Source organism: Flavobacterium mekongense (assembly GCF_047038255.1).
Lineage (GTDB): Bacteria > Bacteroidota > Bacteroidia > Flavobacteriales > Flavobacteriaceae > Flavobacterium > Flavobacterium mekongense.
Genome location: NZ_CP174374.1, coordinates 719,867 through 743,322, shown reverse-complemented (window position 1 = coordinate 743,322; position 23,456 = coordinate 719,867). Strand labels below are relative to the sequence as shown.

Sequence of the window (23,456 nt, the reverse complement as noted above, 5' to 3'; positions counted from 1 at the left end):
TTTACTTGGTTTTTCTTTTAACAATTCGGAGTAGTGTTTCCTTTTCGTTTCGGTAGATGAAATATAAAAATAAGGCCAATAAAACTATTTTAACGCCGTAGTTTTCTCGCAAAGACGGAATATAAAATGAAATGGCCGAAAACACTATGGAAAGCGATAAATATTTTAAAAGGGTTGCAATATCGTAAGGAATAGGATATTGTTTTTGACCCATTTGATAAGAAATCACCATCATGGTTCCGTAGGCAGCTATTGTAGCAATGGCAGAACCGTAATAGCTCAAACCTTGTTTGATGAGAATGTAATTGAGTAAAAGTGTTACCAAAGCACCCGCAATGGAAATATAAGCGCCGATTCGGGTTTTGTCGATTAACTTGTACCATACGGATAAGTTGGTGTAAATTCCTAAAAAGAAATTCGCCAAAACAATCAACGGAACCACTTTTATGGCTACCCAATAACTGTCTTCCGGCACCAATGGTAGTTTTAATAAATCGATAAACGCAATGACAAAAAAGCTTATAAATGATCCGAAAATCACAAAATACTTGGTAATCGTAGCATACGTTTGTTGGGCATTTTCGTTGGCGGCATGACTAAAAAAGAACGGTTCTATTCCTAAGGTGTAAGCTGTTCGAAACAACACCATAAACATGCCTATTTTATAACAAGCCGCATAAGCGCCAATATCTGATTTGGATACCTTCATCCAATCCAACAAAATTTTATCGAAATGTTCGTTGATGGCAAAGGCTATACCGGCAATTAAAATGGGTAACCCGTATTGCATCATTCTTTTCCATAGGTTGAAATCGAACTTCCAACTGATCTTGAGATAATCGGGAGATAAGACCACAAAAGTCAGCAGACTGGCTATTAAATTGGAGATGAAAATGTATCCCACTTGAAAGTTCTCGAAGTATATGGTATTGAAGAAACCTTCTGAATCCATTTGAGCCAATCGGGGCAGTAATAACAAAAAGAATAAGTTAAGCAACATATTCAACATTACGTTACCAATTTTGATAACCGCATATACGATAGGTCTTTGTGTAGCTCTCAACTTGGAAAACGGCAGTATAACTAAAGCGTCTAAGGCGAGAATCCAAAGGGTATAAGTGATGTATTCGACTTTAATTCCGGACCAATCGGACAAGGTATTCCGATTGAGTAAGGATAAAAACAAGAAAATGAGCGTGGACCAAAACAGTGAAACCGTTGCTGTTGAAATTACCCGTTGCTTATCGGATTCTGTATTGTAAAATCGGAAAAAAGCCGTTTCCATGCCATAAGAAAGTATGACGTTAAAAAACACCAACCAAGCAAAAACAATGGAAACATCGGCAAACTCTTGTTTGGGCAATTGGTCTACGTAGAGCGGATTCAATAAAAAACTAATCATTCTGGGTAGCACCGTTGCCAGGCCATAGATTAGGGTTTGCTTGAAAAGGTTTTTATAAAGGCTCAATCCGAGAATTATTATGGTGTTGAACAAAAATAACTATTAAATCTGTTCCAAAAAAAAAGAGCGAACAAATGTTCGCCCTTTCCTTAAAATATTGTGTAAAACTATCCGTTTAACGCTTCCGCTCCACCTACAATTTCCAAAATTTCTCCGGTAATTGCCGCTTGACGCGCTTTGTTGTAAGTTAGTTTTAATTGGTTTCTTAAATCGGTTGCATTGTCTGTTGCTTTGTGCATTGCGGTCATACGAGCGCCGTGTTCAGCAGCAAAAGAATCGCGAACAGATTTATACAACTGCGTTTTTAATGACTTAGGAATAAGTGTTAAAACAATTTCTTCTTTTGACGGTTCAAAAATATAATCGCCGGCAGTAGCATTTTCAGATTGAATCGGTGCTAAAGGTAAAAACTGTTCAGTCATTACCAATTGAGTAGCGGCATTTTTAAATTGATTGTAAACAATTTCAATTTTATCGTATTCGCCGGACACAAATTTATCGGTTAACAAGTTGGCAACTTCCGCAACATTTTCAAAAGTTAAGGTATCGAATACATCACTTCTATTGGCAATAACATTATGTGTTTTTCTCAAAACATCATTTCCTTTTTTACCAATAGCAAATACATCTACTTGTTTGCCGGCATAACCATCGGCCACTACCTTTACTTGCTTGATAACGTTGGTATTAAAAGCACCACACAAACCACGGTTTGAAGTAACGGCTACGATTAAGACTTTATTCACTTCGCGTTGAGAAGTGTATTGTCCGCCTGCATCACCATCTAAAGTAGCACTAACACTTTGTAATAATTCCGTTAGTTTTTCGGCATAAGGACGCATCGCTGTAATAGCATCTTGTGCTTTTTTCAGCTTAGCGGCAGAAACCATTTTCATCGCCGATGTGATTTGCATCGTCGACTGAACGGAAGTAATTCTATTACGGATTTCCTTTAAGTTTGCCATAGTTAATTTGAAAATTATCGGATTTGAAAATTTGAAAATGCATTACGTCTTCAAATTCTCAAATCTTCACCCGAGGGCTAAGCCCGAACTGAGCGAAGCTAAATTGTTATTAGTTATATTTCGCTGAAATTTCTTTAGCTGCTTTTTCTAAAACATCGGTGATGTTATCATCTAACTTACCGGCTTTTAAAGCATTCAAAGTATCTCTGTGTTTGTTGTTCAAGTACTCGATATAATCTTTTTCGAATTCTTTCACTTTGTTTACAGGAACATTTCTCAACAAGTTTTTAGAACCTGCATAGATAATTGCTACCTGATCTTCTACAGTAAACGGATCGTTTACGGCTTGTTTCAAGATTTCAACGTTTCTTCTACCTTTTTCGATTACGTTCAAAGTAGCAGCATCCAAATCTGAACCGAATTTAGCAAACGCTTCCAATTCACGGAACTGAGCTTGATCCAATTTCAAAGTACCGGCTACTTTTTTCATTGATTTAATTTGAGCGTTACCTCCAACACGAGATACAGAAATACCTACGTTAATCGCCGGACGAACCCCTGAGTTGAACAAGTCAGACTCCAAGAAAATTTGACCGTCGGTAATTGAAATTACGTTGGTTGGGATATAGGCAGAAACGTCACCCGCTTGTGTTTCAATGATTGGTAAAGCGGTTAATGAACCTCCACCTTTTACGATTGGACGTAACGATTCCGGTAAGTCGTTCATGTTTTTCGCGATATCGTCATCGGCAATTACTTTACACGCTCTTTCTAACAAACGAGAGTGTAAGTAGAATACGTCTCCAGGGTAAGCCTCACGTCCCGGTGGTCTTCTTAACAACAAAGACACCTCACGGTAAGCTACCGCTTGTTTGGATAAATCATCATAAATAATCAAAGCCGGACGGCCTGAATCACGGAAATACTCTCCGATAGCAGCACCTGCCATTGGAGCATATACCTGCATTGGCGCAGGGTCAGAAGCGTTGGCAGCAACAATTACTGTGTAAGCCATAGCGCCTTTTTCTTCTAATGTTTTAGCAATACCCGCAACAGTTGACGCTTTTTGTCCAACAGCTACATAGATACAAAATACCGGTTGCCCTGCATCGTAAAACTCTTTTTGGTTCAAGATAGTATCGATACAAACCGTAGTTTTACCCGTTTGACGGTCACCAATTACCAACTCACGTTGCCCTCTTCCTACCGGAATCATGGCGTCGATTGACTTGATACCGGTTTGTAACGGCTCGGTTACCGGCTGACGGAAGATAACTCCCGGCGCTTTTCTCTCCAAAGGCATTTCGTATAAGTCACCACCAATTGGTCCTTTACCATCGATTGGGTTACCCAAAGTATCCACTACGCGGCCTACGATTTGCTCACCAACTTTTAAAGACGCAATACGTTGTGTTCTTTTAACCGTTGAACCTTCTTTGATTCCGGTTGAAGGACCTAAAAGTACTACCCCAACATTGTCTTCTTCCAAGTTCAATACGATAGCTTCCAATCCGTTGTCGAATTGTACTAACTCACCGTATTGTGCGTTTGATAACCCGTAAACACGAGCGATACCATCCCCAACTTGAAGAACTGTTCCTACTTCTTCTAATGTAGCACCGGATTGAAATCCTTCTACTTGTTTCTTTAATATTGCTGAAATTTCAGCAGCTTTAATTTCTGCCATAATATATAATCAAAAAGATTAGTTTATTTTTAATTTTAAATTTTCGTTATTGTACTTATTGATAAAAATAGTCAATTTTTCTTCGTCAATATTTCCATTTTCATCCACCAACTTGGATTTATAGATGGCTTTAATTACCTCTTTATGATCCATGTCTGTAAATATTTCGCTTCCGCTTTTCAAAAATCTTACTGTAAACACAAACTCTTTTTTCAAAGGAGACATTCCATATTTTGAAGGATTTGGAGTTCTGTAATAAGCGTCGTTTCTTACTTGATATTCCGTACTCAATACCGTGACAAATTCAACAGCTGATAAGGTTGAGAAAGTAAAAGTATCCCCTTGTCTTTCGTAATTATAAACTTCAACATCATCAATGATAACCTTGTCCTTTTTCAACTTTACTTTTTGAGCAAAAGCAGAAAAACTGAGTGCAAAGAACAATATTGTAAATATCTTTTTCATGGGTGGTTAATTTGAAAATTCTCTTCTTAATTCTTGCAATCTGTTGGCTACAGAAGCATTGTATTGTTTGTCACTGATTCTCAAAATAAAACCTCCTATGATAGCAGGATCTACAATGTTTTGAATAGTTATTTTTTTGTTTGAAATGGTAGCTATTTTATCCAACACTTGTTTTTCCAAATCAGCCGTGATTGGGAAAGCAGTGGTTACTGTAGCTAATTCAACACCATTCATTTCATCAAATTGTGCATTGAATTGTGCAGCAACAGCGGCTAATATTTCAAATCTTTTGTTTTCTTGCAGCAATCTAAACAACGAGTTGGTTTCCGGTTGTACAGACGAGAAAATTTCTTTCAAGGCATTCATTTTTACTTCTGAAGAAGTAATTGGGCTTGAGAGAAAGTCGCTCAATTCAGCACTTCCGTTGATGCTTGCCACTACAGACAACATATCATCGTTTACCTTATTGGCATTACCGTTGGAAACGGCTGTTTCTAAAATTGCTTTTGCGTATCTAATCGCTGCTCTTGACATACCGATTAATTTAATTTTACGTCACCTAACATTTTCTCAACCAATTTGGTTTGAGCTTCTTTGTTAGACAATTCTTCTTTCAATAATTTTTCAGCGATATCTAATGATAATGTTGAAACTTGAGCTTTCAATTCAGCCATGGCTGCATTTTTCTCACTTTCAATAGAAGCTTTAGCTTGCTCAATCATTTTTTGCCCGGCTACTTGTGCTTCTGTTTTAGCATCGTTAATCATTTTTTCTTTGATTTCTCGAGCTTCTTTAATCATTACGTCGCGCTCTAATCTGGCTTCAGCTAATAATTTCTCATTATCTGATTTAAGATTTTGCATTTCTTTCTTGGCATTCTCAGCAGAAAGTAAAGCGTTTTTAATTCCTTCTTCTCTTTCGTTAACCGCATCTAAAATGGGTTTCCATGCAAATTTTTTCAAAAGGAAAATTAGCCCAACGAACAATATTGTTTGCATGATAAACAAACCAATTGAAAACTGTCCAAATAATTCTTCCATTATATTATGTCTTAAATTTTAATGATGTTTAATAGTTAACAAAAGCTACAACCAACCGTTATAGCTTTTGTTTTTCTTTTTAGTTTACTGCAAATAAAGCAGCGAAACCGATACCTTCGATAAGAGCCGCAGCAATCAACATCGCTGTTTGGATTTTACCAGTAGCTTCCGGTTGACGTGCAATAGCATCCATTGCTGAACCACCGATTTTTCCGATACCGATACCAGCTCCGATTACTACTAATCCTGCTCCAATGATTTTAGGAATTTCCATAATGTATATATAATTTAATTAAACATTCAATTTTAGTGATGCGCTTCATGTCCTTCTGCGTGGTCATGGTGATGTTCTTCTACCGCTGCACCGAAATAAAGTGCTGCCAACATCGTAAATATGTAAGCTTGTAACAAGGCTACTAAGATTTCCAATAAAGATAGTACAAAAGCCAAGAAGAAAGACAACGGACTTCCTATTGGACTGTTGAAGGTGTACATCAAAGCAATCAAACTCATCAATACAATGTGTCCGGCTACCATGTTAGCATACAAACGAATCATCAATGAGAAAGGTTTGATAATGGTTCCCAACAATTCAATTGGTGCCAAAATAAACTTCATCGGAACCGGTACGCCCGGCATCCAAAAAATGTGTCCCCAGTAATCTTTCTTAGCAGTAAACGTAGTGATTAAATAAGTAATAACCGCTAAAGAAGCTGTAATGGCAAGGTTACCGGTAATGTTTACACCCAGCGGCGTTAATCCGAACATGTTTAAGAACCAAATGAAGAAGAAAATCGTCAACAAAAAACTCATGTATTTTTTGTAATGCTTCTCTCCAATATTAGGAATGGCAATATCGTCTCTGATATAAAGGATGATTGGCTCGAAGAATCTACCCGCCCCTTTTGCAATAGAACCGTTTTTCTTGTATGATTTTCCTAACCCGGCAAACAACAAGAACAAAATCAAACCAACAACCAAAATCATAAAAATGTTTTTAGTGATTGAAAAATCAATTGGTTTGGCATTAGTTACATGTCCTTTTTCGTCTTCAGTAAAGTTTCCTTCAGCATCTGTTTTGTAAATCAAACCATCGTGGTGGTTGATTTTGTAGTAGTTTCCGTTAGACTCTGCCACGGCTTCCCCGTGTTCAAACTTAGAAGAAGAGAAAACGTGTAATCCGCCATCCCACAAAATTACCGGTAGAGGAAAACCTACATGTGTAGGATGTTCTTCACCTCCATAAGTAAAAAGGGTAAAATCATGAGAATCCATCAAGTGGTGCTTGATGTAGGCTTTTCTTTCTGCATCAGCTTTTTGTTCTTCGGTTAAATTCTCTGCTTCTCCATGGGTTTCATGTGATTTTGAAGCCGCCTCATGAGTTGCTTCTACGGCTACATTGGTAGAATCAACAGTTGGGTTAGCAGTACTAATTAGTGGAAAGAAAGCTACTAATGCAGCGATTATAAATTGGAGTGGTTTTTTTGAAAACACCATATCTGATAATTAGCTAAGATTTTATTTCTCAAATTTGGTGCAAAAGTACAATATTAATTAATATTAAAAAGTATCTGTTTTATTTTTTTTGACAGAATTGACAATTAAAAGCAGAATTATTGTTTATTATTTAAAATTCTGATAGTTACATAAGTCTCTATTGTCAAAAAGTAAATGAAAATGATAAAAAAACTCGTTTTCTCGGTTGGTGTTTTTTCCAGGTTGACAGCTAAAATCGGTTTGAGGAAAATATAGGCTATAGCCATTTTAATTGTTGTTAATAATAAAAATGTATAACCAACCGAATTGATACTCTTTTGTTTGACCTTATCTAAAACTAAAACCAAGAAAGCAGCAAAGAAGAAAAAGAACAAATACAACAACTCCAAAGCATATACAAAGTTGTCTTGATACAATTTCGGAACCCAAAAATAAAAGATGGTTTTATGGATTAAATACCCTATTGTTCCCAGAACTAATAAGGTAAAAATGGACTTGAATTTTTGTAAATTCATATTATTGATCTGATTTATTGATTTCTTTAAGTTGTCGGTTGAGATTATAAAAAGCAATGGCTACACCAACCAGGGTTAGCAACTTAACATAAAGATGTTGTGGATTAGTATATTTTTGATCGAGCCAATCTCCGAACTTAGCGAACAAGAAAACGATAACACCCATTTGAATAGGAATATTCACTAAGGCTAACCATTTGTTAGGCGCTTTGTTCTTCTTTGGTTGGTCCATTAGGCGCAAGATTTTTCACATGGGGTTTCATCACGCAAGAAGCACTAAACTCTGCGCCGGGTTCTACCGAAAGTTTTCCGCAAACTACCTCGCCGATTATATGCGATTTCGATTTCACATTTAGGATTTCCTGCACTTGGATTTTGCCTTCAAAACGCCCTTCAATATCCGCATTTTTGCAAATGATGTCACCTTTAACACTTCCGGCAGGACCAATTACTATTTTCCCTTTCGATTGAAAATTGCCAATCAAATGGCCATCTAAACGAAAATCAGCCGGAGAATTGATGTCGCCGGTTATAGTGGTTCCTTCTACTATTCGGTTGGTTTTACCCAACAAATCGGTGTATGATTTCGGACTTTTCTCAAACATGACTATCCTTTTTTACCCGGGTTACCCATTTGTGGTGATGGTGGCAAACCGAACTCACTGTCTTGGCCTTCCATCCCTGAAGAAGGTTTAACCGGTTGGTTATTCTGTTGCTTATTTTGTACTTCTTTTTTAGACTGTTCCTGACTTTGAGCCGGTTTTTGTTCTTGTTGCACTACCGGTTTTTCAAATGTTCCGTCCCAATTAGGTTGGGTTGGCGTAGCGGTTAAATTGCCCGCTAAGAACTCGTCTATGTTTTTCTTAATTTGAACTATAGTATAGTTTTCTGCCGAGATAATAATTGGTTTCTCTTGTACTTTATAATCTTTATAGTCTTTTAAAATAGCGGTGATCCCCTCGGCCAAATCTTTAGAGTTCAAGCCGTGAATCACAACAAAGTTATTGGTCATCGTGTAAACGTCTAAAGAAACGGTTAGCTTTTCTAACCCTCTTTCTTTGATGAACTTAGCAATTTTTTCGCGTAAAACTTTGGTGGTTTTATCTTCAAAATCTTTGGTCGCATATAAAATCTTCCAGTTCTTAGAGTCTAAACTCGAAAGCTGCAAGGCTTGAAGTTTGGGTAAATCAGTCGAAATCATGCGCTCGGCTCTTTTGCCTTCTTCACTGTTAGGATAATTGAGTGCAACAAAATTTAAGGCTTTGCCGTATTCCTCTAAGCCGGATAATTTTCCGATTAGGTTGGCCTTCAATAGTTCTAATTTTGGTACAATTTCATCTCCTGTAAAACGATCAATAGCAACGCTAATTTCAGCTAATACCTTTTTGTATTCATGATTTTGGTAGCTGTTGTATAAGTTTTCGTAAACGGATTTAGGCGAATCGCCGGCTTCGGCCATTTGACTGTTCGGATTGGCCAAAATTTGAGCGTATCTTGAATTCGGATATAGGGAAATGATTTGCGATTTTATGGCTTCTGCCTTGGTTTTATCTATCAACTCATATACTTTGTACAGGTGATACATAGACGGTAAAACCAAACGCTCTTCAGGATTATTCTTCAACAATTGTTCTAACTTATCCGCAGCTCTTTGGTATTCCTTGAATTTTTCTTTGTAGATGATGCCCAATTGATAATAGGCAAAGTTTCTTTCTTTACTCAAACTGTCAATCAAAGTTGGATCGGTAGGCAATTGTTTAATATAAAAATCGGGTGTAAATCGTTCTTCGCCTTTGGCAACATCTTTGGTTTCTTCCGCAAATTCTTCTTCTTTAGCATCGTTGTCTTTCCCTTTCAAACTTCCGGTTGCGGCAGCGTTTCTCCAATTGTCTTGTAAAGTAACTTTCCCCCATTTTTTCTGGAATTCTTTTTGTCCAAAAGCTACGGTAGTCGGATTGTAAAAATAAAAAGTGCTTTCGCTTCCTTTGGTGTTGGATTTGGTCGATTCAGCGGTATTGGATTTTTTTCCTTTATCCTCGGCAACATTACCGGAATTTCGCTCTTGATTTTCTTTGATTAAAGCTTCTTTTTCGGCTAATTTCAATGCGGCTGCTTCCTCTTTTTTGATTTTTTCGATATGCTTTTCAAAATAGGCTATTTTGCCTTCATTAGACATTTTGTATAAAGAAATAATACTGTCATTTCTTTGTGCAATGCCTTCGTATTTGATAACATCTTCTAAGTTTTCTCTTTTCTTTTTGATGAGATTAAACTCTCGGGTTCTGGGTTTCAAATTGACTAATGTGCTGTCAAAATATTTTCCGGCGGTAACATACTTGGCGGCATTGAAATAAATATCGGCTAAATTTCTGTAGTTGGAAGCCGACAGATAAGTGTCTTGCGATTTTTTCTTAAGCGAAATATTGTAGTGTTTTTTGGCCTGAGTGATGTTCTTATTTTTGTCGTAAAACAAAGCCACTTGATGGTGTAAAACATCCAAATAAGGTCGGTTTTCTCGGTCTTCGATTAAATCGTTGAACTTCTTCAAAAAGGCAATGGAATCTCCTTTTTCATAATCAAACTGACCGGCTTGTTTGGCATGTGCCTGAATCACGTATTGGCGCGCTGCTTTGCGATTCATCTCAATGACTTCTTGGTACTTGGCAAAAGCGCTGTCTTTATACCCTAAGCTTTCATACAATTGTCCGAGTATAAAACGATAACGGGCTTTTTCTTCGTTGGATTTGGTGAACTCGGTAGCCAATTTGATTTTGGCCACGGCGCTGTCTTTTTGTTCTAAATTCAAAAAGGCTTGTGCCAAAGCAGCATTGGCATCGGCAAAGATTTGGTCTTTGAACTTGATTTCTTTGAGTAACTTGGTTAGGTTATTGACGGCGATAGCGTCGTTTTCTAAACGCATATTGGTTTTTTCTCGCCAAATTTTTACCTCGTAAATCTTATCGCTTTTAGGGTATTTGTACAACACATAGTTGAAAGCTTCCAAAGCGGGAACGAAACGTTGTTCGTAATATCTCGATTTCCCTAACAACAAATGAGCTTCATCCATTTGCGGGTTTTTTTCCGACCCTTGGATGTACATAGAATGTTTTTGAATGGCTTTAGTCGCTTTTTCTTCTGCTCTCTCAAAGTTGGCATTTCGGTTATCGCCGGGCAACATATTGTCTTCGGTGACTTGCATTCTTTCAATAGGAAGCAATTCCCAGAAATTGTCTTTATTTTGCTGCTTTACATCTTCAATCCCTTTATCCAAAGCCATCTGCCCATTGTACAATATATTGTACTCGGTACTTAAAGCATGGGAATTACGGGAAAGGAAAGTGTTTTTTTTAGTAGAACAAGCTATTAAAAAAAGAAACAATCCGGTATAGAGAAAATATTTAAGTGTATTGGTTTTCAAAGCGAAACGTATTTTTAGTATAACGTCAAATTGTTATAAATTGTATAACTAACTGGTAAAAATACGTTTCTTTTTGATATGGCAAAAAAATAGCCATGTGTTTTTAAAAAGGTTACGTTTATTTTATTATAAAAGTATTCTTATGGAACTACTTTTTTTAGATTAAAATCATAAAAATTTGTAGTCAAGATTACATAATCAAATTGATCATTTGATTTTACAAAATTTATAATTTTACTTGCATCTTTAAAGAACAGATTTCCTTCTGATGAATTGTGAATTAGTATTACAGTCTTTTTTCTTGAAAGTTTGAATTTTGTACCTTCTGAATTATAAAATGAATATTTTTGAAACAAGTCTCTAATCTCATAATTTACAAAAAATGGATACTCATTTTCCTCAACCAACGAAACCAAAACCTCATTACAACCATTTTTCTTTGAGTTGATTGTTTTGAAATAAATATCCTCATTCAAAGAATATCCTGAACCAAAATAGATATAGTTAATATTTTGATGAAATGATTTTAAAAATTCGTATTTGAAATTTACATCTTCCTGTTGTGGTGATTTTACAAAGAAAATTTTTTGTGTTGGAATATCGTGTTCAGAAAACTTGTTCCAAAAACTATCATTATCGACTTCTTTATTAATTTGATAAACAGCAGTTTTGACAATCTTACACGAAAAAAAACTGGTTGTTACAAAAACAACCAGAATTAATAAAATTGATACTTTTTTAAATCTCATTAAATGTTTTTTGTTTTTTAAGGATTAATCAACTGATAATCATTTGGGAAACAACAACATCTATTTTGTTCCAGAATATTTCTTAGATATACAAAGAAAATACATTAACACTCTTGAAAAAGAAATAGAAAATCTTAGAAAGAAAATAGAAAAGGATATTTAATAATTATAGCCATATGTGTTTTTAAGACATACAGCTATAATTATTAAAAATGAATAGAATTACACCGCAAAAAACGCTTCCAATTCTTTCAAGGTCTCAGGCGAGGTTTGAATGTCTTTCACCACTTCACCCAAATGCAAGGCTACAATTCGGTTGCAAACCTCAACGGTATGAACCAAATCGTGACTCGAAACCAAAACAGTTCTGTTAGAATCATCGGCCAACTCTTTGATGATCTTTTTCAAACGATTAACGGTCGTCGGATCTAAATTAGCGAATGGTTCATCCAAAATTACTACTTCAGGATCACCAATTAAAGCGGCAATAATGCCCACTTTTTTCATATTTCCTTTGGATAAGTCTCGAAGGTATTTTTTACTGTTCAAGATTTCGCCGTTAAAAAACTCTTCGTGTTTGGCCAACAACGCATCCACATCGGCTTTGTTTTGGCCGCGTAAATCTCCTATGAAATAAAAATATTCTTCTGCGGTTAAATAACCAATTAAAAAACTTTCGTCTATAAAAGCAGCGGTGAAAGGCTTCCAAGCTTCGCTGGTATTTACCTGAACACCATTATTTAAAATATGCCCTGAGCTGGGTTGGATTAAATCGAGTAACAAACTGAAAAAAGTAGTTTTTCCGGCTCCGTTGTTGCCCACTAAACCAAAGCTTTGTCCTTTTGGAATTTCCAAGTGTTCAATGTTTAACACACGAACGCCGTTATTATATGTTTTTGAAAGATTAGTAACTTGTATCATGTTTCTTTTTTTTAGTTGTGATGAATTAATTTTTTTGTTTGTAAGCCGCGATGGTAGCGTACTTTTCAGATTTGTAAATCGTTTCAATCTTGTCAAATACATAGTTGCGGAAGGCAAAGCCTAAAACTCCGGCCGCAGCCACTAAAACCAAACCTGCATTAGGCGAAATCAAATAGTACCCAACAGTATACAATGCCATTGGAACCAAAATTTTAGGCAACGAAATGAGCATGGTCTTCATGTTAAACGCCTGCTTGTCGCCAAAGGCTTGTTTGGAGGTAGTTAAATCAATAGGGGTTTTCACAAAAGCGCCACCCAACATCACCAAATGCGAGTTCACTCCGATGTTGAAAACGGCACCGACCACAATAATCAAATAAGTGTGCAAACCGAAATACAAATAGAATGAGGCAATCAAGGTTGAAATTAAGGTGCCAATAACCATGAGCCACCATTTAGAACTGATGTACTCGCGGTATTGAATGTTTTGACTCATCATGAGTTGGTAGTAAGCACTGTCCCAACTCGGCACAAACTGTCCGAAAGTGAATAAAAATCCACCCGAAACAAAAATCCCGGCAAAAACCTTCATCCATGGATTGTCATACGCTTCTATCGATTGTGTAAAAAAGAGCAACCCGTAAAAAATAAAGATAAAACTCATGATTAAGGTTGTTCTCGAACGTTTGTTGCGTTTCAGTAATCGAATGTCATTTTTAAGGAACGTTCCCAAAGTGCCGAACTGATCCAACCAAGTGAAGTTTTCCGTTTGGGCTACCTCACTTTTCTTGGCTAAGCCATCATCTAGATTGAGACGGTTTTTAAAATAGTTATAGGAGAAATAATAAACACTAACCGCTAAAATGGTAGGTATCAAAAATAAATAATTGATACTATACAAACTTTGGAAAAAAACCTTACTGTAGGCAGTAATATCAAAAACATCGTAATATTGCAATGCTATTAAACCGATTAATAAAGATAAGACAGCATAGAAAACACTGTTTTTATTGTTCACCAATATGTTCAAAAAGTTGTTAACGTAAAATAAAGCTGCTACACCTACATGCCATAAAACAGCCTGATAACCAAATCCTTCATAAAGAAGTCTTATGGTAAACGGAAAAAAGAAAAATGCATGTACAATGTTAAAAAAGGATATTGCGGTCTTTCCCAATGAATAATGAACAATTGTACTTCTTTTTATAGGCAAAATCAATAAAGGCTTGATATTGGTTACCGGCATTTTTTGTAAAAAATACCTAATAATCAAATCAATGACCAAATAATAAATTAAAATCTTGTTTACTGTTTCTAGAGGTTTAAGGTTATTTTCTTCCATAATATCATAGGAAAAAAGACCGAGAGCTAAAAACTCTATGGTTATTAGTGCCGCAAAAATTCCCAGTATAATTTTAAGAACTATGCTTGTACCAAAAGAAGCCGAGCGGGTAAAAGATTTCCATTCCAGCCTGATAAAATGTTTGAACATGTTGCTTGGTTTAAGGTTTGTGAGTTAGTTTCTAAAGATAACAAAAAGTTACAACTTAGTTTACAAAATCGTACTCGGGATAAGTCTCTTTCAGGAAAGTTTCGGCCTTAGAAGGAATTAAAACCAAAACGATGTATTCGCCCAAAGCCATGATTATTAGTAAAAAACTAAACAAGAGCAAAGCCCAATCGCTATAGTTTTCGCCTTTGACATTAAGGGCGATTTGTATCGGCAAGTTCATCAATCCTGTGATAGAACCGTAGCCGAAGATTATATCTTTTAGCAACCATTTCTTTCCGGTTTTTTGGTGATTCTTTTTATTCTTTCTTGACAACCAAAAAATCCCGACAAAAAAGGAAACGACCAAAACCACAAAAGTCATTTGTACTATTACAACATCTTGTTGGAATAACTTTAAGGCGTAAAAAATGATGCCTACAGTTGCAAATGTTCCGATAATTTTGGGCCAACGGAAAAAGTTTTTGAGTTCATTCCAAACCAATTTATGATACTTTTTTTGCAGCGCCGCTTGGCGTTTTTCAACGACCTCCATAAATCCGAAAACACCAAATTTTTTAAATTCAATTTGAAGCGCTTCCTCAAAAGAGCGCTTCGAATTTTGCTCCCATTGTGCTTCTATAGCATTGGCCAAATGGTCGACCAACTCGGTTTGCAAATCGTAGTATTCTACATAATGTTGGCGCGTAAAAGCATAAAGCCTTTCGATTTGTTCGGCGGTGAGTTTCATTTTAAATAAAATTGAATCGGTGCTTGTGGAATTTTATTAATTCTTGTATAAAAAAGAAAACATATCCAAAAAATAAAAAACTAAATATTGAAAGCGTCCAATGAGAAACCTCTTCTGTCCCAAAAAAAGGAAAGAAACAGAACTGACCGTAATAAATAAAAGCCAATATAACCGCTGTTTTTTCTACTTTGTAAAATCTTTTTTTAAGATAAAGATGGATGTAACCCGACTGAAAAAGGACAGCGGTCAAGACCAAAACAAAAAACAAATTTTTAAGGGTAAAATCGGCTGAAAAATAACGGTTAACATTTACATTCTTAAAAAAGAAAAACACAAAAACCCCGAAGAGTAACATATGAGGCCTGGCTAAAAACAATAAAAATTGACGAATAGCTTCCCAAGAAAAACTCCAACGTTTTTTGTTGTTTTTGAGAATGTCTTTTTTATTGGCCAACATATATGATTTAAATGCAACATAAAAATCCTGTTGTTCTAATTGCATTTTCTCTTCAACAGCCGTAGCAATATGGTCAACCATTTCTTGCCGAATATCCGAATAAATGACCTCGCTGCTTTCTAAATAAGTATCAATAAATTTGATTTCTTCTTGGCTTAATTTCATAATCAATAGTCTAATTTAGGCTGCACCAAAGTTTGCATATTTCGGATAAAATCTTCCAACTCGGCCAAACGATTAACGGTTTCCGCTGTACCTTTTTCGGTGAGTTTATAGTATTTGCGTAGGCGATTGTCTACGTTTTCAATTTCTACTTCGAGTACGCCTTCGGCTTCCAATTTGTGCAAAGCCGGATAGAGCGCGCCTTCGGTGATTTTCAATTCGCCTTGGGTGATTTCTTTTACTTTTTGGGTGATTTCGTAGCCGTACATTCGGCCATTTTCTTCCAAAAGCTTCATAACTATGGTCGTCAGACTGCCTTTGTACAATTGTGAATTTTTCATGCTACAGTATTTAGACGAACAAATATACATAAGTTTTTTACATACATAAAAATCTTAGGTATAAATTATTTTTTTCTCAAAAGTGTTTCGTTCGCTACCTTTGTCAAAAATACTACTCCATGTCCACTTTCTATAAATTATACATTAAAGAAGTAAAACGCGAAACGCCAAGTGCCATTTCAGTGGTTTTTACCATTCCGGCCGAATTACAATCGGCTTACCAATTTACCGCCGGGCAATATGTAAATCTTAAGTTAACTTTAGACGGCGAAGAAGTGCGTCGCGCTTATTCAGTTTGCTCATCGCCTAACAGTGGTGAATTGCGCATTGCTATCAAATCGGTTAAAAACGGTCACTTTTCGAAATTTGCCAATGAGCATTTGAAAGCCGGCGATCTTTTGGAAGTGAGTCAACCCGAGGGAAGATTCACCTTTGAGCCTAATAATTCTAATCAAAAAAACTATGCCGCTTTTGCAGCCGGTAGCGGGATTACCCCAATAATGGCTATCTTGAAATCGGTTTTAGAAAACGAACCCAACAGTACATTTGTTTTGGTTTACGGGAATAAAACTCCGGAAGAAACTATCTTTCACGACGAATTACATGCCCTGCAATTACAGTATGTAGGCCGCTTTTTTGTGCATTTCGTGTACAGTCAGGCCAAAATAGATCATGACCTTTTTGGTCGTATTGATAAAGCAACCGTTAATTTCGTACTGCACAACAAACACAAAGAAAAAACGTTTGATAAGTTTTATTTATGCGGTCCGGAAGAAATGATTAACTTGGTTTCCGGGGTTTTGAAAGAGCACAATGTGGCCGAGAAAAACATCAAGTTTGAGTTGTTTTCTACTTCAACTGCTGCTGATAATACAGCCGCAACTTCTCAAGAAGGTCATACTAAAATCACGGTTTTGGTAGATGATGAAGAAACCACTTTCGAAATGTCGCAAAAGCAAACCTTGTTAGAAGCCGCTTTAAAACAAGGCATCGATGCACCTTACTCTTGTCAAGGCGGTATTTGCAGTTCTTGTTTGGCTCGCATCACCAATGGCGCAGCCGTGATGAAAAAGAATTCGATTTTAACCGATAGTGAAGTCGCCGACGGATTGGTTTTAACCTGCCAAGCGCATCCGACTACGACAGAAATTTATGTGGATTTTGATGATGTGTAGTCTTTAAACACTCAAACCACAATAGCTTTAAATTCCAATTTTGTTTAGGCAAGATTGGAATTTATTTTTGCCACCACAGCATCAACCGGTATGGTTCTCATGGCGTCTTCGTAGCACAGAACTATTTTGTTTCCGTAAACAGAAGTAGGCAAAAGCGGGTATTTTTCTCGATCGGCAGTCAAGCAATTATCTAAAGGTTGGTTGAAAGGTTTGAATCCGGCATACGGATGTGTCGCGCCCCATAGCGTTACTACTTTAACCCCTAACATGGCGGCAATATGCGAATTCCCGGAATCCATAGACAACATGACATCCAAATGAGAAATCAACTGTAGTTCTTGTTGTAATTTGAGCTTTCCGGCTACTACTACTACATTGTTTTTGTTAGCCGCTAAGGTTTGCAATTGTGCTGTTTCTTTAGAACCGCCGCCAAAGAGAAAAATTTTGTTGCTGTTGTTTTCGGCCAATTTAGTAATGACTTCCTGCATCAAATCGAGCGGATAAACTTTGCTTTCATATTGGGCAAAAGGTGCGATACCAATCCAATTCGCATTCCCTTTTTCTCCGCAAACTTTTAAAACTACTTCCGTAAATTGCGCTTTATCGGGAAAATTCGGCAGTGTTAAATCGACTTCAAATCCGAGGTTTTGAAAGGTTTCCACATGGCGTTCCACCATCGATTTTACCGGTTCAAAAATTTTATTTTTCGCTCTGGTTAATGCTTTTTTTTCCGCACGGCCTTTATCGGAGTAAGCCACTTTTTTGCCACTTAAAGCGAAAAGATTCCGAATAACAATGGAGCGTAAAACATTATGCAAATCGGCTACAGCATTGATGTTAAGCTTTTTTAAATCGGCGTACAGTTTGAACAAACCCATAGTGCCTTTGTGTCGGCCGTTAAGGTCAACGGCGAAGAAATCGACATTGGGAATTTCGTCAAAAAAAGGCTGGAAAAACGGTCGGGAAACCACGGTGACTTTAACGTACTGATTTTGCTGAACCAAAGCGCGTATAACAGGAACCGTCATCGCAACATCGCCCATGGCAGATAATCGGATGACGGCTATATGTGTAATTGGTGTTGACAAAAGTTTGTCGGTTATTTTTTGTTTTGGTACAATACCGGATTTAAGTCTTCGTCGTTGTACATTTTCATTTGTTTGTACACTTTCATGTATTTGTCGCCGTTTTCAATATCGGTCAACAAATCGTTGATAGATACAAACATATCGCTTTTTTGATCCAACAATACGTTTAGTTTCTCCTGACATTTGGCTCTGTGCTCGTCAGTAGCTTCTGCACGATTGGCTTCTTCGCTCATGTGGTAAATTTTCAACGCTAAAATCGACAAACGATCGATGGCCCAGGCCGGACTTTCGGTATTGATTTTGGCATCAGGTTTAACTTGAACTTCCTTGTATTTTTGTAAAAAATAGCTGTCGATATATTCCACCATATCCGTACGCACTTGGTTAGAGGCATCGATTTTTCGCTTCAAATCCAAGGCGGCTACCGGATCGATATTCGGGTCACGGATGATGTCTTCGTAATGCCATTGTACGGTGTCAACCCAATTTTTTGCATACAACAAATACTCGATGGTTCCTTTGGCGTATGGGTTTAAAGTAGGTTGGTAAACATCGTCTATGATGTGATAATCTTTGATACATTGTTCAAAAATCGGGAAGGCAAATTGTGAAAACATAACGCAGTTTTTATTTTATTTCTTAGTAATCAACCAAAAGGTCTCGGGTGCAAAGATAGTTTTTTATACTTTTACCTCAACAAAAATTAAGTCGTCCATGCACATTCATTACATTTCTGAGCAAAACAGTATTCTCAACCATTTTTTGGCCCAAATTCGTGATGTTACCATCCAAAAAGACAGCATGCGTTTTCGAAAAAATATTGAGCGCATCGGTGAAATTATGGCGTATGAGTTGAGTAAAACACTTGAATATAAAGACATTGATGTTCAAACACCGCTAGGCACCAAACACACAACTACTATTGCTGACCATGTGGTTTTATGTTCTATTCTTCGCGCCGGATTGGCTTTGCATACCGGTTTTATGAACATCTTTGACAATGCGGAAAACGGATTCGTATCGGCTTATCGCCATCATTACAATAACGATGATCGATTTGAAATTTTAGTAGAATACCAAGCGGCACCTTCTTTTGAAAATAAAAACCTCATTTTAATTGATCCGATGTTGGCGACAGGACAATCAATAGTAGCCGTATTGCATAAATTGCATTTAGAGCAAAAGCCGAAAGAGATTCATATAGCCGTAGTAATTGCTGCGCCTGAGGGCATCGCTTATTTAGAACAAAACCTGCCGGATAATTGTCATCTTTGGGTTGCGGCTTTGGATGACCGCTTAAACGAGAAAAACTACATCATTCCTGGACTTGGTGACGCCGGAGATTTGGCATACGGCAGTAAACTATAATTGCGCAAAAAAGGCAATAAAACTCCCGGTTGTCAATAGCAACAACACTATTTCCTGATACATTTTGTTTTGTGAATATTCTATATTATTGGTAGTCATTACGGCTAATGGGAAAAAAGTAAACAACAACATGGCGTTGTTTTTTTCCGGTGATAGTAAAAAAACCACACTACCTATCACAAATCCCAAGACCATTTTTTTGTATGAGGCTTGCAAAATTAGGGGTCTGTTCGTTAGAGTGAAAACCATAGAAAGCCAAAAATAAAGTGCCGCCACCACATAAAAGGAAAGCGCCGCATTTTGAAAGTTATTCGTGAAATAGTCCAACTCAAAATTCATTCGGGTCTGCTTTATAATATGGCTAATCCAAGAAACATCAATCAATAGAGCCGCTAAAAGAAAGACCACTGTTGTAGCCACAAAAGCCACAAACGGAAGCAACCAATTTCTGTAATCTCTTGATACGTGGAAAATGATTGAAATGTATACCAGCAGTACGAAAAGTATACACCAAAAATGGAACAATGAGGCAATAAAAATCCACATGGAAGCATCGAAAATTTTCTCTTTCGGCGCTTTTAATGTTTGCAAAGAAATTAGTCTTCGCATAGCCAAAAGCAAAAAGAAATTGGCAAACAACAGATTTGAATGGCTAAAAACCGAAGGGAAAAGCATCAGGTACAATAAGAAAAACAAAATAGCATAGCTGCTGTTTTTGGTTAGTCCGTTTTTCTTCACTATAAAATTCACCAAGAAGAAACAAACCAATAAAAGTATGATTAACAAAGCATTAGCTGAACTGCCAATCACGGGATTTGACTGACTCAACAAACTGTTTTGGTACACAAAAAAAGCAGCTAAAAGCAAAAGAAACACCAAGGTATAATTAACTATACTTGATTTTTTAAAAATGCTTGTAATCATGAGGATATTTTATACATTTGTGGTGTAAATATAACATTTTATAAAATGAAAGCATTTTTCGAAGCTATTCAAACTTTATTTGTAGACTTTTTATTCAAACCTTTAGATTGGTTACGAGAGTTAGAATTGAGCAACTGGTGGTTAGCCAACATCGTAAGCTGGACCTTAATCATTGTTTGTTGTAAATACATCGTGTACTGGTGTAAAGAATTGAAAAAGCACCAAGACAATAACGAAGAAAACCAAGATACTACGGCTCACTCTTTCTTAAGCTAAGTCAAAGCCGATATCTTTCCTGAAATACATCTTATCAAAATGTAGCTTGTCTATATTTTGGTAAGATTTTTTTATGGCTTCTTGGAAGCTGTCGCCAAATGAAGTAACAGCTAAAACCCTACCTCCATTGGTTACCACTTGACCGTTTTCCTGTTTGGTTCCGGCATGAAACACTAAAGAATCTGTAATGTTTTCAATGCCTGAAATGGCAAATCCTTTATCATAATCCTCCGGATATCCTCCTGAAACTACCATAATGGTCGTAGCGCTACGAGGATCAATAGTTAAGGTTACTTCATCTAGCTTTTGAGCGGCTACCGCTTGAAACAAGGCCACTAAATCGGATTGGATTCTCGGCATTACCACTTCGGTTTCTGGATCGCCCATTCTCACATTATATTCAATTACCATCGGTTCTCCTTTCACAATAATCAATCCGATAAACACGAATCCTTTGTATTCGATACCATCTTTTTGCAATCCGGCTACTGTAGGTTTTACGATTCGGGTTTCTATTTTCTCCATTAAAACGGCATCCGCAAACGGTACCGGCGATACAGCGCCCATTCCTCCGGTATTCAATCCGGTGTCACCTTCTCCTATTCGTTTGTAATCTTTGGCTGTGGGAAGTAATTTGTAATTTTTACCGTCGGTTAATACGAAACAACTCAACTCAATACCATCTAAAAATTCTTCGATTACCACTTTAGAACTGGCGACGCCAAACTTGGCGTTTACCAACATATTGCGCAATTCTGTTTGGGCTTCTTGTAAATCTTGTAAAATTAATACGCCTTTACCGGCTGCTAATCCGTCGGCTTTTAACACAAAGGGCGGTTGTAAAGTAGTTAAAAATTGACACCCTTGCTCCACGGTTTCGGCAGTAAAACTGGCGTAAGCCGCTGTGGGAATTTGGTGTTTGACTAAAAATTCTTTGGCAAATTCTTTACTGCCTTCGAGTTGAGCGCCTAATTTGGAAGGACCAATTACCGGAACGTGGCTGATTTGAGTATCGCTTTTAAAGAAGTCATAAATCCCATGCACCAAAGGATCTTCGGGACCAACCACTACCATCTCAATGCTTTCTTTAATTACTAAAGATTTGATGGCTTCAAAGTCTGTAGGATTAATGGCTACATTAGTAGCTATATTAGCAGTTCCTGCATTTCCCGGTGCTACCAAAAGATTTTTGCATGTCGGACTTTGTAATAATTTATAGGCTAAAGCATGTTCCCTTCCTCCGGAACCCAATAGTAAAATGGTCATGTTGTGTGTTGTTTGTAGTTGTGGCACAAAAGTAGTTTGTTTTTGATGGATTTTAAAGTCATTCTTTTAAAAATTTGTCGTCGCAACGCTTTGCTTTTCTTATTTTTGGTGAAAATTGACAGCGGTGTTTCCACTATTTCATTTCTCGCTTTGGTTGAAAAGCTTTCCGATAAAGAAAGCTCGGGTAGCATTTGACCATATCCAAAGTATTGCTGAAGAAGAATATCCTCAGTACATCGCTCAAAAAAGAAATGAAATTGTTGCGTTTCACCTGAATCATAACCCTTTGTATAAGGCATTAGTCGGAAATACTAATCCGGAAGCTTGGGAATCACTACCGGTTATGACCAAGAAGGATTTTCAAAAACCTTTACAAGAAAGGCTTTCCACAGGATTTACAACTAAAAACGTCTATGTAAACAAAACCTCCGGTTCAAGTGGCGACCCGTTTATTTTTGCCAAAGATAGATTTTCCCATGCGTTAACTTGGGTCAATATTATCAACCGTTTTGGTTGGTTTGGTCTTGATTTTAACCAATCCTTACAAGCTCGATTTTATGGTATTCCGTTGGATTTTATCGGAAACACCAAAGAGCGAATCAAAGATTTTTTGAGCCATCGCTACCGATTTTCTATCTTCGATTTATCGGACAAAGTGTTGGAGAGCGTCTTGGTGAAGTTCGAAGAAAAGCCATTCGATTATATCAACGGCTATACGAGTTCTATCGTTTTATTTGCCAAATTTTTACAACAAAGAAACATCGTTTTAACTACCATTTGTCCTACCTTAAAATGTTGTGTGGTGACCTCGGAAATGCTTTTTGAAAGCGATAAAATTTTATTGGAAACCCAATTTGGTGTTCCTGTGGTTAACGAATACGGCGCTTCTGAATTGGATTTGATTGCTTTTCAGAATCCGCAGGGTGAATGGCAGGTAAACAGTGAAACTTTGTATGTTGAAATTTTAGATGAGGACAACAATGTATTGCCCAATGGAGAAGAAGGCCGAGTAGTCATTACCTCGCTGTACAACAAAGCGCATCCGTTTATTCGCTATGACATAGGCGATATTGGAATTTTGGATGAGAAAAGTACGCCAAAAAAAACCATACTGAAAAAACTCATCGGGAGAACCAATGATATTGCACTGTTGCCCAGCGGAAAAAAATCGCCCGGATTGACTTTCTACTATGTCACCAAAAGCATTATTGAAGACGATGGAAATGTGAAAGAATTTGTGATTAAACAAACCAAAATTGATACTTTTGACATTGAATATGTGAGCGAAAAAGCGTTGACTTTGGATCAAATTAAAGACATTGAAAAAGCCATTACAACTTATTTGGAAAATGGATTGACCTTTAACTTCCTTCGAAAAGAAACCTTAGAACGCAGTAAAAGCGGAAAACTGAAACAGTTTGTTTCGTTACTAAATTAGCC

General features: G+C 36.9%; 26 protein-coding genes. 4 read left to right on the top strand and 22 right to left on the bottom strand.

Annotated features, from left to right (window positions below):
* Position 1: 1 nt before the first annotated feature.
* The 18 genes from ACJG85_RS03115 to ACJG85_RS03030 all read right to left on the bottom strand — a co-directional run bounded on the left by ACJG85_RS03115 (position 2) and on the right by ACJG85_RS03030 (position 15,919).
* Entirely contained in the window at positions 2 to 1,468 is a 1,467-nt protein-coding gene (locus ACJG85_RS03115; RefSeq protein WP_409675289.1) for a lipopolysaccharide biosynthesis protein, read from the bottom strand.
* Between the two features lie 101 nt (positions 1,469 to 1,569).
* The gene (gene atpG / locus ACJG85_RS03110) at positions 1,570 to 2,427 is read right to left on the bottom strand and encodes an ATP synthase F1 subunit gamma (protein WP_412476898.1); all 858 of its coding nucleotides are present in this window, start codon (positions 2,425 to 2,427) and stop codon (positions 1,570 to 1,572) included.
* Positions 2,428 to 2,536: 109 nt separating this feature from the next.
* On the bottom strand, positions 2,537 to 4,114 hold the full coding sequence (gene atpA, locus ACJG85_RS03105; RefSeq protein ID WP_409675283.1) for a F0F1 ATP synthase subunit alpha: 1,578 nt from the start codon (positions 4,112 to 4,114) through the stop codon (positions 2,537 to 2,539).
* A gap of 18 nt (positions 4,115 to 4,132) precedes the next feature.
* Positions 4,133 to 4,579, bottom strand: coding sequence for a hypothetical protein (locus ACJG85_RS03100; RefSeq protein WP_409675280.1), 447 nt, complete (start codon positions 4,577 to 4,579; stop codon positions 4,133 to 4,135).
* 6 nt (positions 4,580 to 4,585) lie between these two features.
* Entirely contained in the window at positions 4,586 to 5,119 is a 534-nt protein-coding gene (gene atpH, locus ACJG85_RS03095; protein ID WP_409676204.1) for an ATP synthase F1 subunit delta, read from the bottom strand.
* On the bottom strand, positions 5,119 to 5,619 hold the full coding sequence (locus tag ACJG85_RS03090) for a F0F1 ATP synthase subunit B (RefSeq protein ID WP_409675277.1): 501 nt from the start codon (positions 5,617 to 5,619) through the stop codon (positions 5,119 to 5,121). Before ACJG85_RS03090 ends, atpH begins: the two co-directional genes overlap by 1 nt.
* Before the next feature lie 79 nt (positions 5,620 to 5,698).
* On the bottom strand, positions 5,699 to 5,893 hold the full coding sequence (atpE, locus tag ACJG85_RS03085) for an ATP synthase F0 subunit C (protein ID WP_283237822.1): 195 nt from the start codon (positions 5,891 to 5,893) through the stop codon (positions 5,699 to 5,701).
* 32 nt (positions 5,894 to 5,925) lie between these two features.
* Positions 5,926 to 7,116, bottom strand: coding sequence for a F0F1 ATP synthase subunit A (gene atpB, locus ACJG85_RS03080; RefSeq protein ID WP_409675273.1), 1,191 nt, complete (start codon positions 7,114 to 7,116; stop codon positions 5,926 to 5,928).
* Positions 7,117 to 7,232: 116 nt separating this feature from the next.
* Positions 7,233 to 7,631, bottom strand: a complete 399-nt coding sequence (locus ACJG85_RS03075; protein ID WP_412476897.1) for a hypothetical protein — start codon at positions 7,629 to 7,631, stop codon at positions 7,233 to 7,235.
* Between the two features lies 1 nt (position 7,632).
* A complete protein-coding gene (locus tag ACJG85_RS03070) occupies positions 7,633 to 7,863 on the bottom strand; it encodes an AtpZ/AtpI family protein (RefSeq protein ID WP_409675267.1) in 231 nt (76 codons plus the stop codon).
* Positions 7,832 to 8,236: a bactofilin family protein gene (locus ACJG85_RS03065; RefSeq protein ID WP_395633736.1), complete on the bottom strand. Its 405-nt coding sequence runs from the start codon at positions 8,234 to 8,236 to the stop codon at positions 7,832 to 7,834. The genes ACJG85_RS03070 and ACJG85_RS03065 overlap by 32 nt, the downstream gene beginning before the upstream one ends.
* Positions 8,237 to 8,238: 2 nt before the next feature.
* The gene (locus tag ACJG85_RS03060; RefSeq protein ID WP_412476896.1) at positions 8,239 to 11,049 is read right to left on the bottom strand and encodes a tetratricopeptide repeat protein; all 2,811 of its coding nucleotides are present in this window, start codon (positions 11,047 to 11,049) and stop codon (positions 8,239 to 8,241) included.
* Positions 11,050 to 11,189: 140 nt separating this feature from the next.
* Positions 11,190 to 11,798, bottom strand: coding sequence for a hypothetical protein (locus ACJG85_RS03055; protein WP_412476895.1), 609 nt, complete (start codon positions 11,796 to 11,798; stop codon positions 11,190 to 11,192).
* Positions 11,799 to 12,020: 222 nt separating this feature from the next.
* Positions 12,021 to 12,719 carry an ABC transporter ATP-binding protein gene (locus tag ACJG85_RS03050; protein ID WP_412476894.1) on the bottom strand — a complete coding sequence of 233 codons (699 nt, stop codon included), beginning with the start codon at positions 12,717 to 12,719 and terminating at the stop codon, positions 12,021 to 12,023.
* A gap of 25 nt (positions 12,720 to 12,744) precedes the next feature.
* Entirely contained in the window at positions 12,745 to 14,211 is a 1,467-nt protein-coding gene (locus tag ACJG85_RS03045; protein ID WP_412476893.1) for a DUF5687 family protein, read from the bottom strand.
* A gap of 55 nt (positions 14,212 to 14,266) precedes the next feature.
* On the bottom strand, positions 14,267 to 14,959 hold the full coding sequence (locus ACJG85_RS03040; protein ID WP_412476892.1) for a hypothetical protein: 693 nt from the start codon (positions 14,957 to 14,959) through the stop codon (positions 14,267 to 14,269).
* 1 nt (position 14,960) lies between these two features.
* Positions 14,961 to 15,581, bottom strand: coding sequence for a hypothetical protein (locus ACJG85_RS03035; RefSeq protein ID WP_412476891.1), 621 nt, complete (start codon positions 15,579 to 15,581; stop codon positions 14,961 to 14,963).
* 2 nt (positions 15,582 to 15,583) lie between these two features.
* Positions 15,584 to 15,919 carry a PadR family transcriptional regulator gene (locus tag ACJG85_RS03030; RefSeq protein WP_412476890.1) on the bottom strand — a complete coding sequence of 112 codons (336 nt, stop codon included), beginning with the start codon at positions 15,917 to 15,919 and terminating at the stop codon, positions 15,584 to 15,586.
* 119 nt (positions 15,920 to 16,038) lie between these two features.
* Here ACJG85_RS03030 and ACJG85_RS03025 point away from each other — a divergent pair, with 119 nt between their 5' ends.
* Positions 16,039 to 17,094, top strand: coding sequence for a 2Fe-2S iron-sulfur cluster-binding protein (locus ACJG85_RS03025; protein WP_412476889.1), 1,056 nt, complete (start codon positions 16,039 to 16,041; stop codon positions 17,092 to 17,094).
* Positions 17,095 to 17,138: 44 nt separating this feature from the next.
* Here the strand turns inward: ACJG85_RS03025 and ACJG85_RS03020 are convergent, their stop codons facing one another.
* Together ACJG85_RS03020 and ACJG85_RS03015 are read right to left on the bottom strand one after the other, a co-directional pair.
* Positions 17,139 to 18,137 (bottom strand): glycosyltransferase family 9 protein, encoded by a 999-nt coding sequence (locus tag ACJG85_RS03020; protein ID WP_412477183.1) that lies wholly within the window; start codon positions 18,135 to 18,137, stop codon positions 17,139 to 17,141.
* A 56-nt stretch (positions 18,138 to 18,193) separates the two neighbouring features.
* Positions 18,194 to 18,799 carry a DUF4254 domain-containing protein gene (locus tag ACJG85_RS03015; RefSeq protein WP_412476888.1) on the bottom strand — a complete coding sequence of 202 codons (606 nt, stop codon included), beginning with the start codon at positions 18,797 to 18,799 and terminating at the stop codon, positions 18,194 to 18,196.
* Between the two features lie 97 nt (positions 18,800 to 18,896).
* Between ACJG85_RS03015 and upp the strand changes: the two genes are divergently transcribed.
* Complete coding sequence (gene upp, locus ACJG85_RS03010; protein ID WP_412476887.1) at positions 18,897 to 19,550, top strand: uracil phosphoribosyltransferase; 654 nt, start codon at positions 18,897 to 18,899, stop codon at positions 19,548 to 19,550.
* On the opposite strand, the gene ACJG85_RS03005 is transcribed toward upp, so the two are convergent.
* Positions 19,545 to 20,474 (bottom strand): DUF6427 family protein, encoded by a 930-nt coding sequence (locus ACJG85_RS03005; protein ID WP_412476886.1) that lies wholly within the window; start codon positions 20,472 to 20,474, stop codon positions 19,545 to 19,547. The two genes, upp and ACJG85_RS03005, sit on opposite strands and share 6 nt — an antisense overlap.
* A gap of 45 nt (positions 20,475 to 20,519) precedes the next feature.
* On the opposite strand from ACJG85_RS03005, the gene ACJG85_RS03000 reads away from it, so the two are divergent.
* A complete protein-coding gene (locus ACJG85_RS03000) occupies positions 20,520 to 20,750 on the top strand; it encodes a DUF6341 family protein (RefSeq protein ID WP_409675237.1) in 231 nt (76 codons plus the stop codon).
* Here ACJG85_RS03000 and purD read toward each other — a convergent pair.
* Positions 20,742 to 22,016 (bottom strand): phosphoribosylamine--glycine ligase, encoded by a 1,275-nt coding sequence (gene purD, locus ACJG85_RS02995; RefSeq protein WP_412464812.1) that lies wholly within the window; start codon positions 22,014 to 22,016, stop codon positions 20,742 to 20,744. The genes ACJG85_RS03000 and purD overlap by 9 nt on opposite strands.
* A 124-nt stretch (positions 22,017 to 22,140) precedes the next feature.
* Between purD and ACJG85_RS02990 the strand changes: the two genes are divergently transcribed.
* Positions 22,141 to 23,454, top strand: a complete 1,314-nt coding sequence (locus tag ACJG85_RS02990) for a phenylacetate--CoA ligase family protein (protein WP_412464811.1) — start codon at positions 22,141 to 22,143, stop codon at positions 23,452 to 23,454.
* Positions 23,455 to 23,456: the final 2 nt, after the last annotated feature.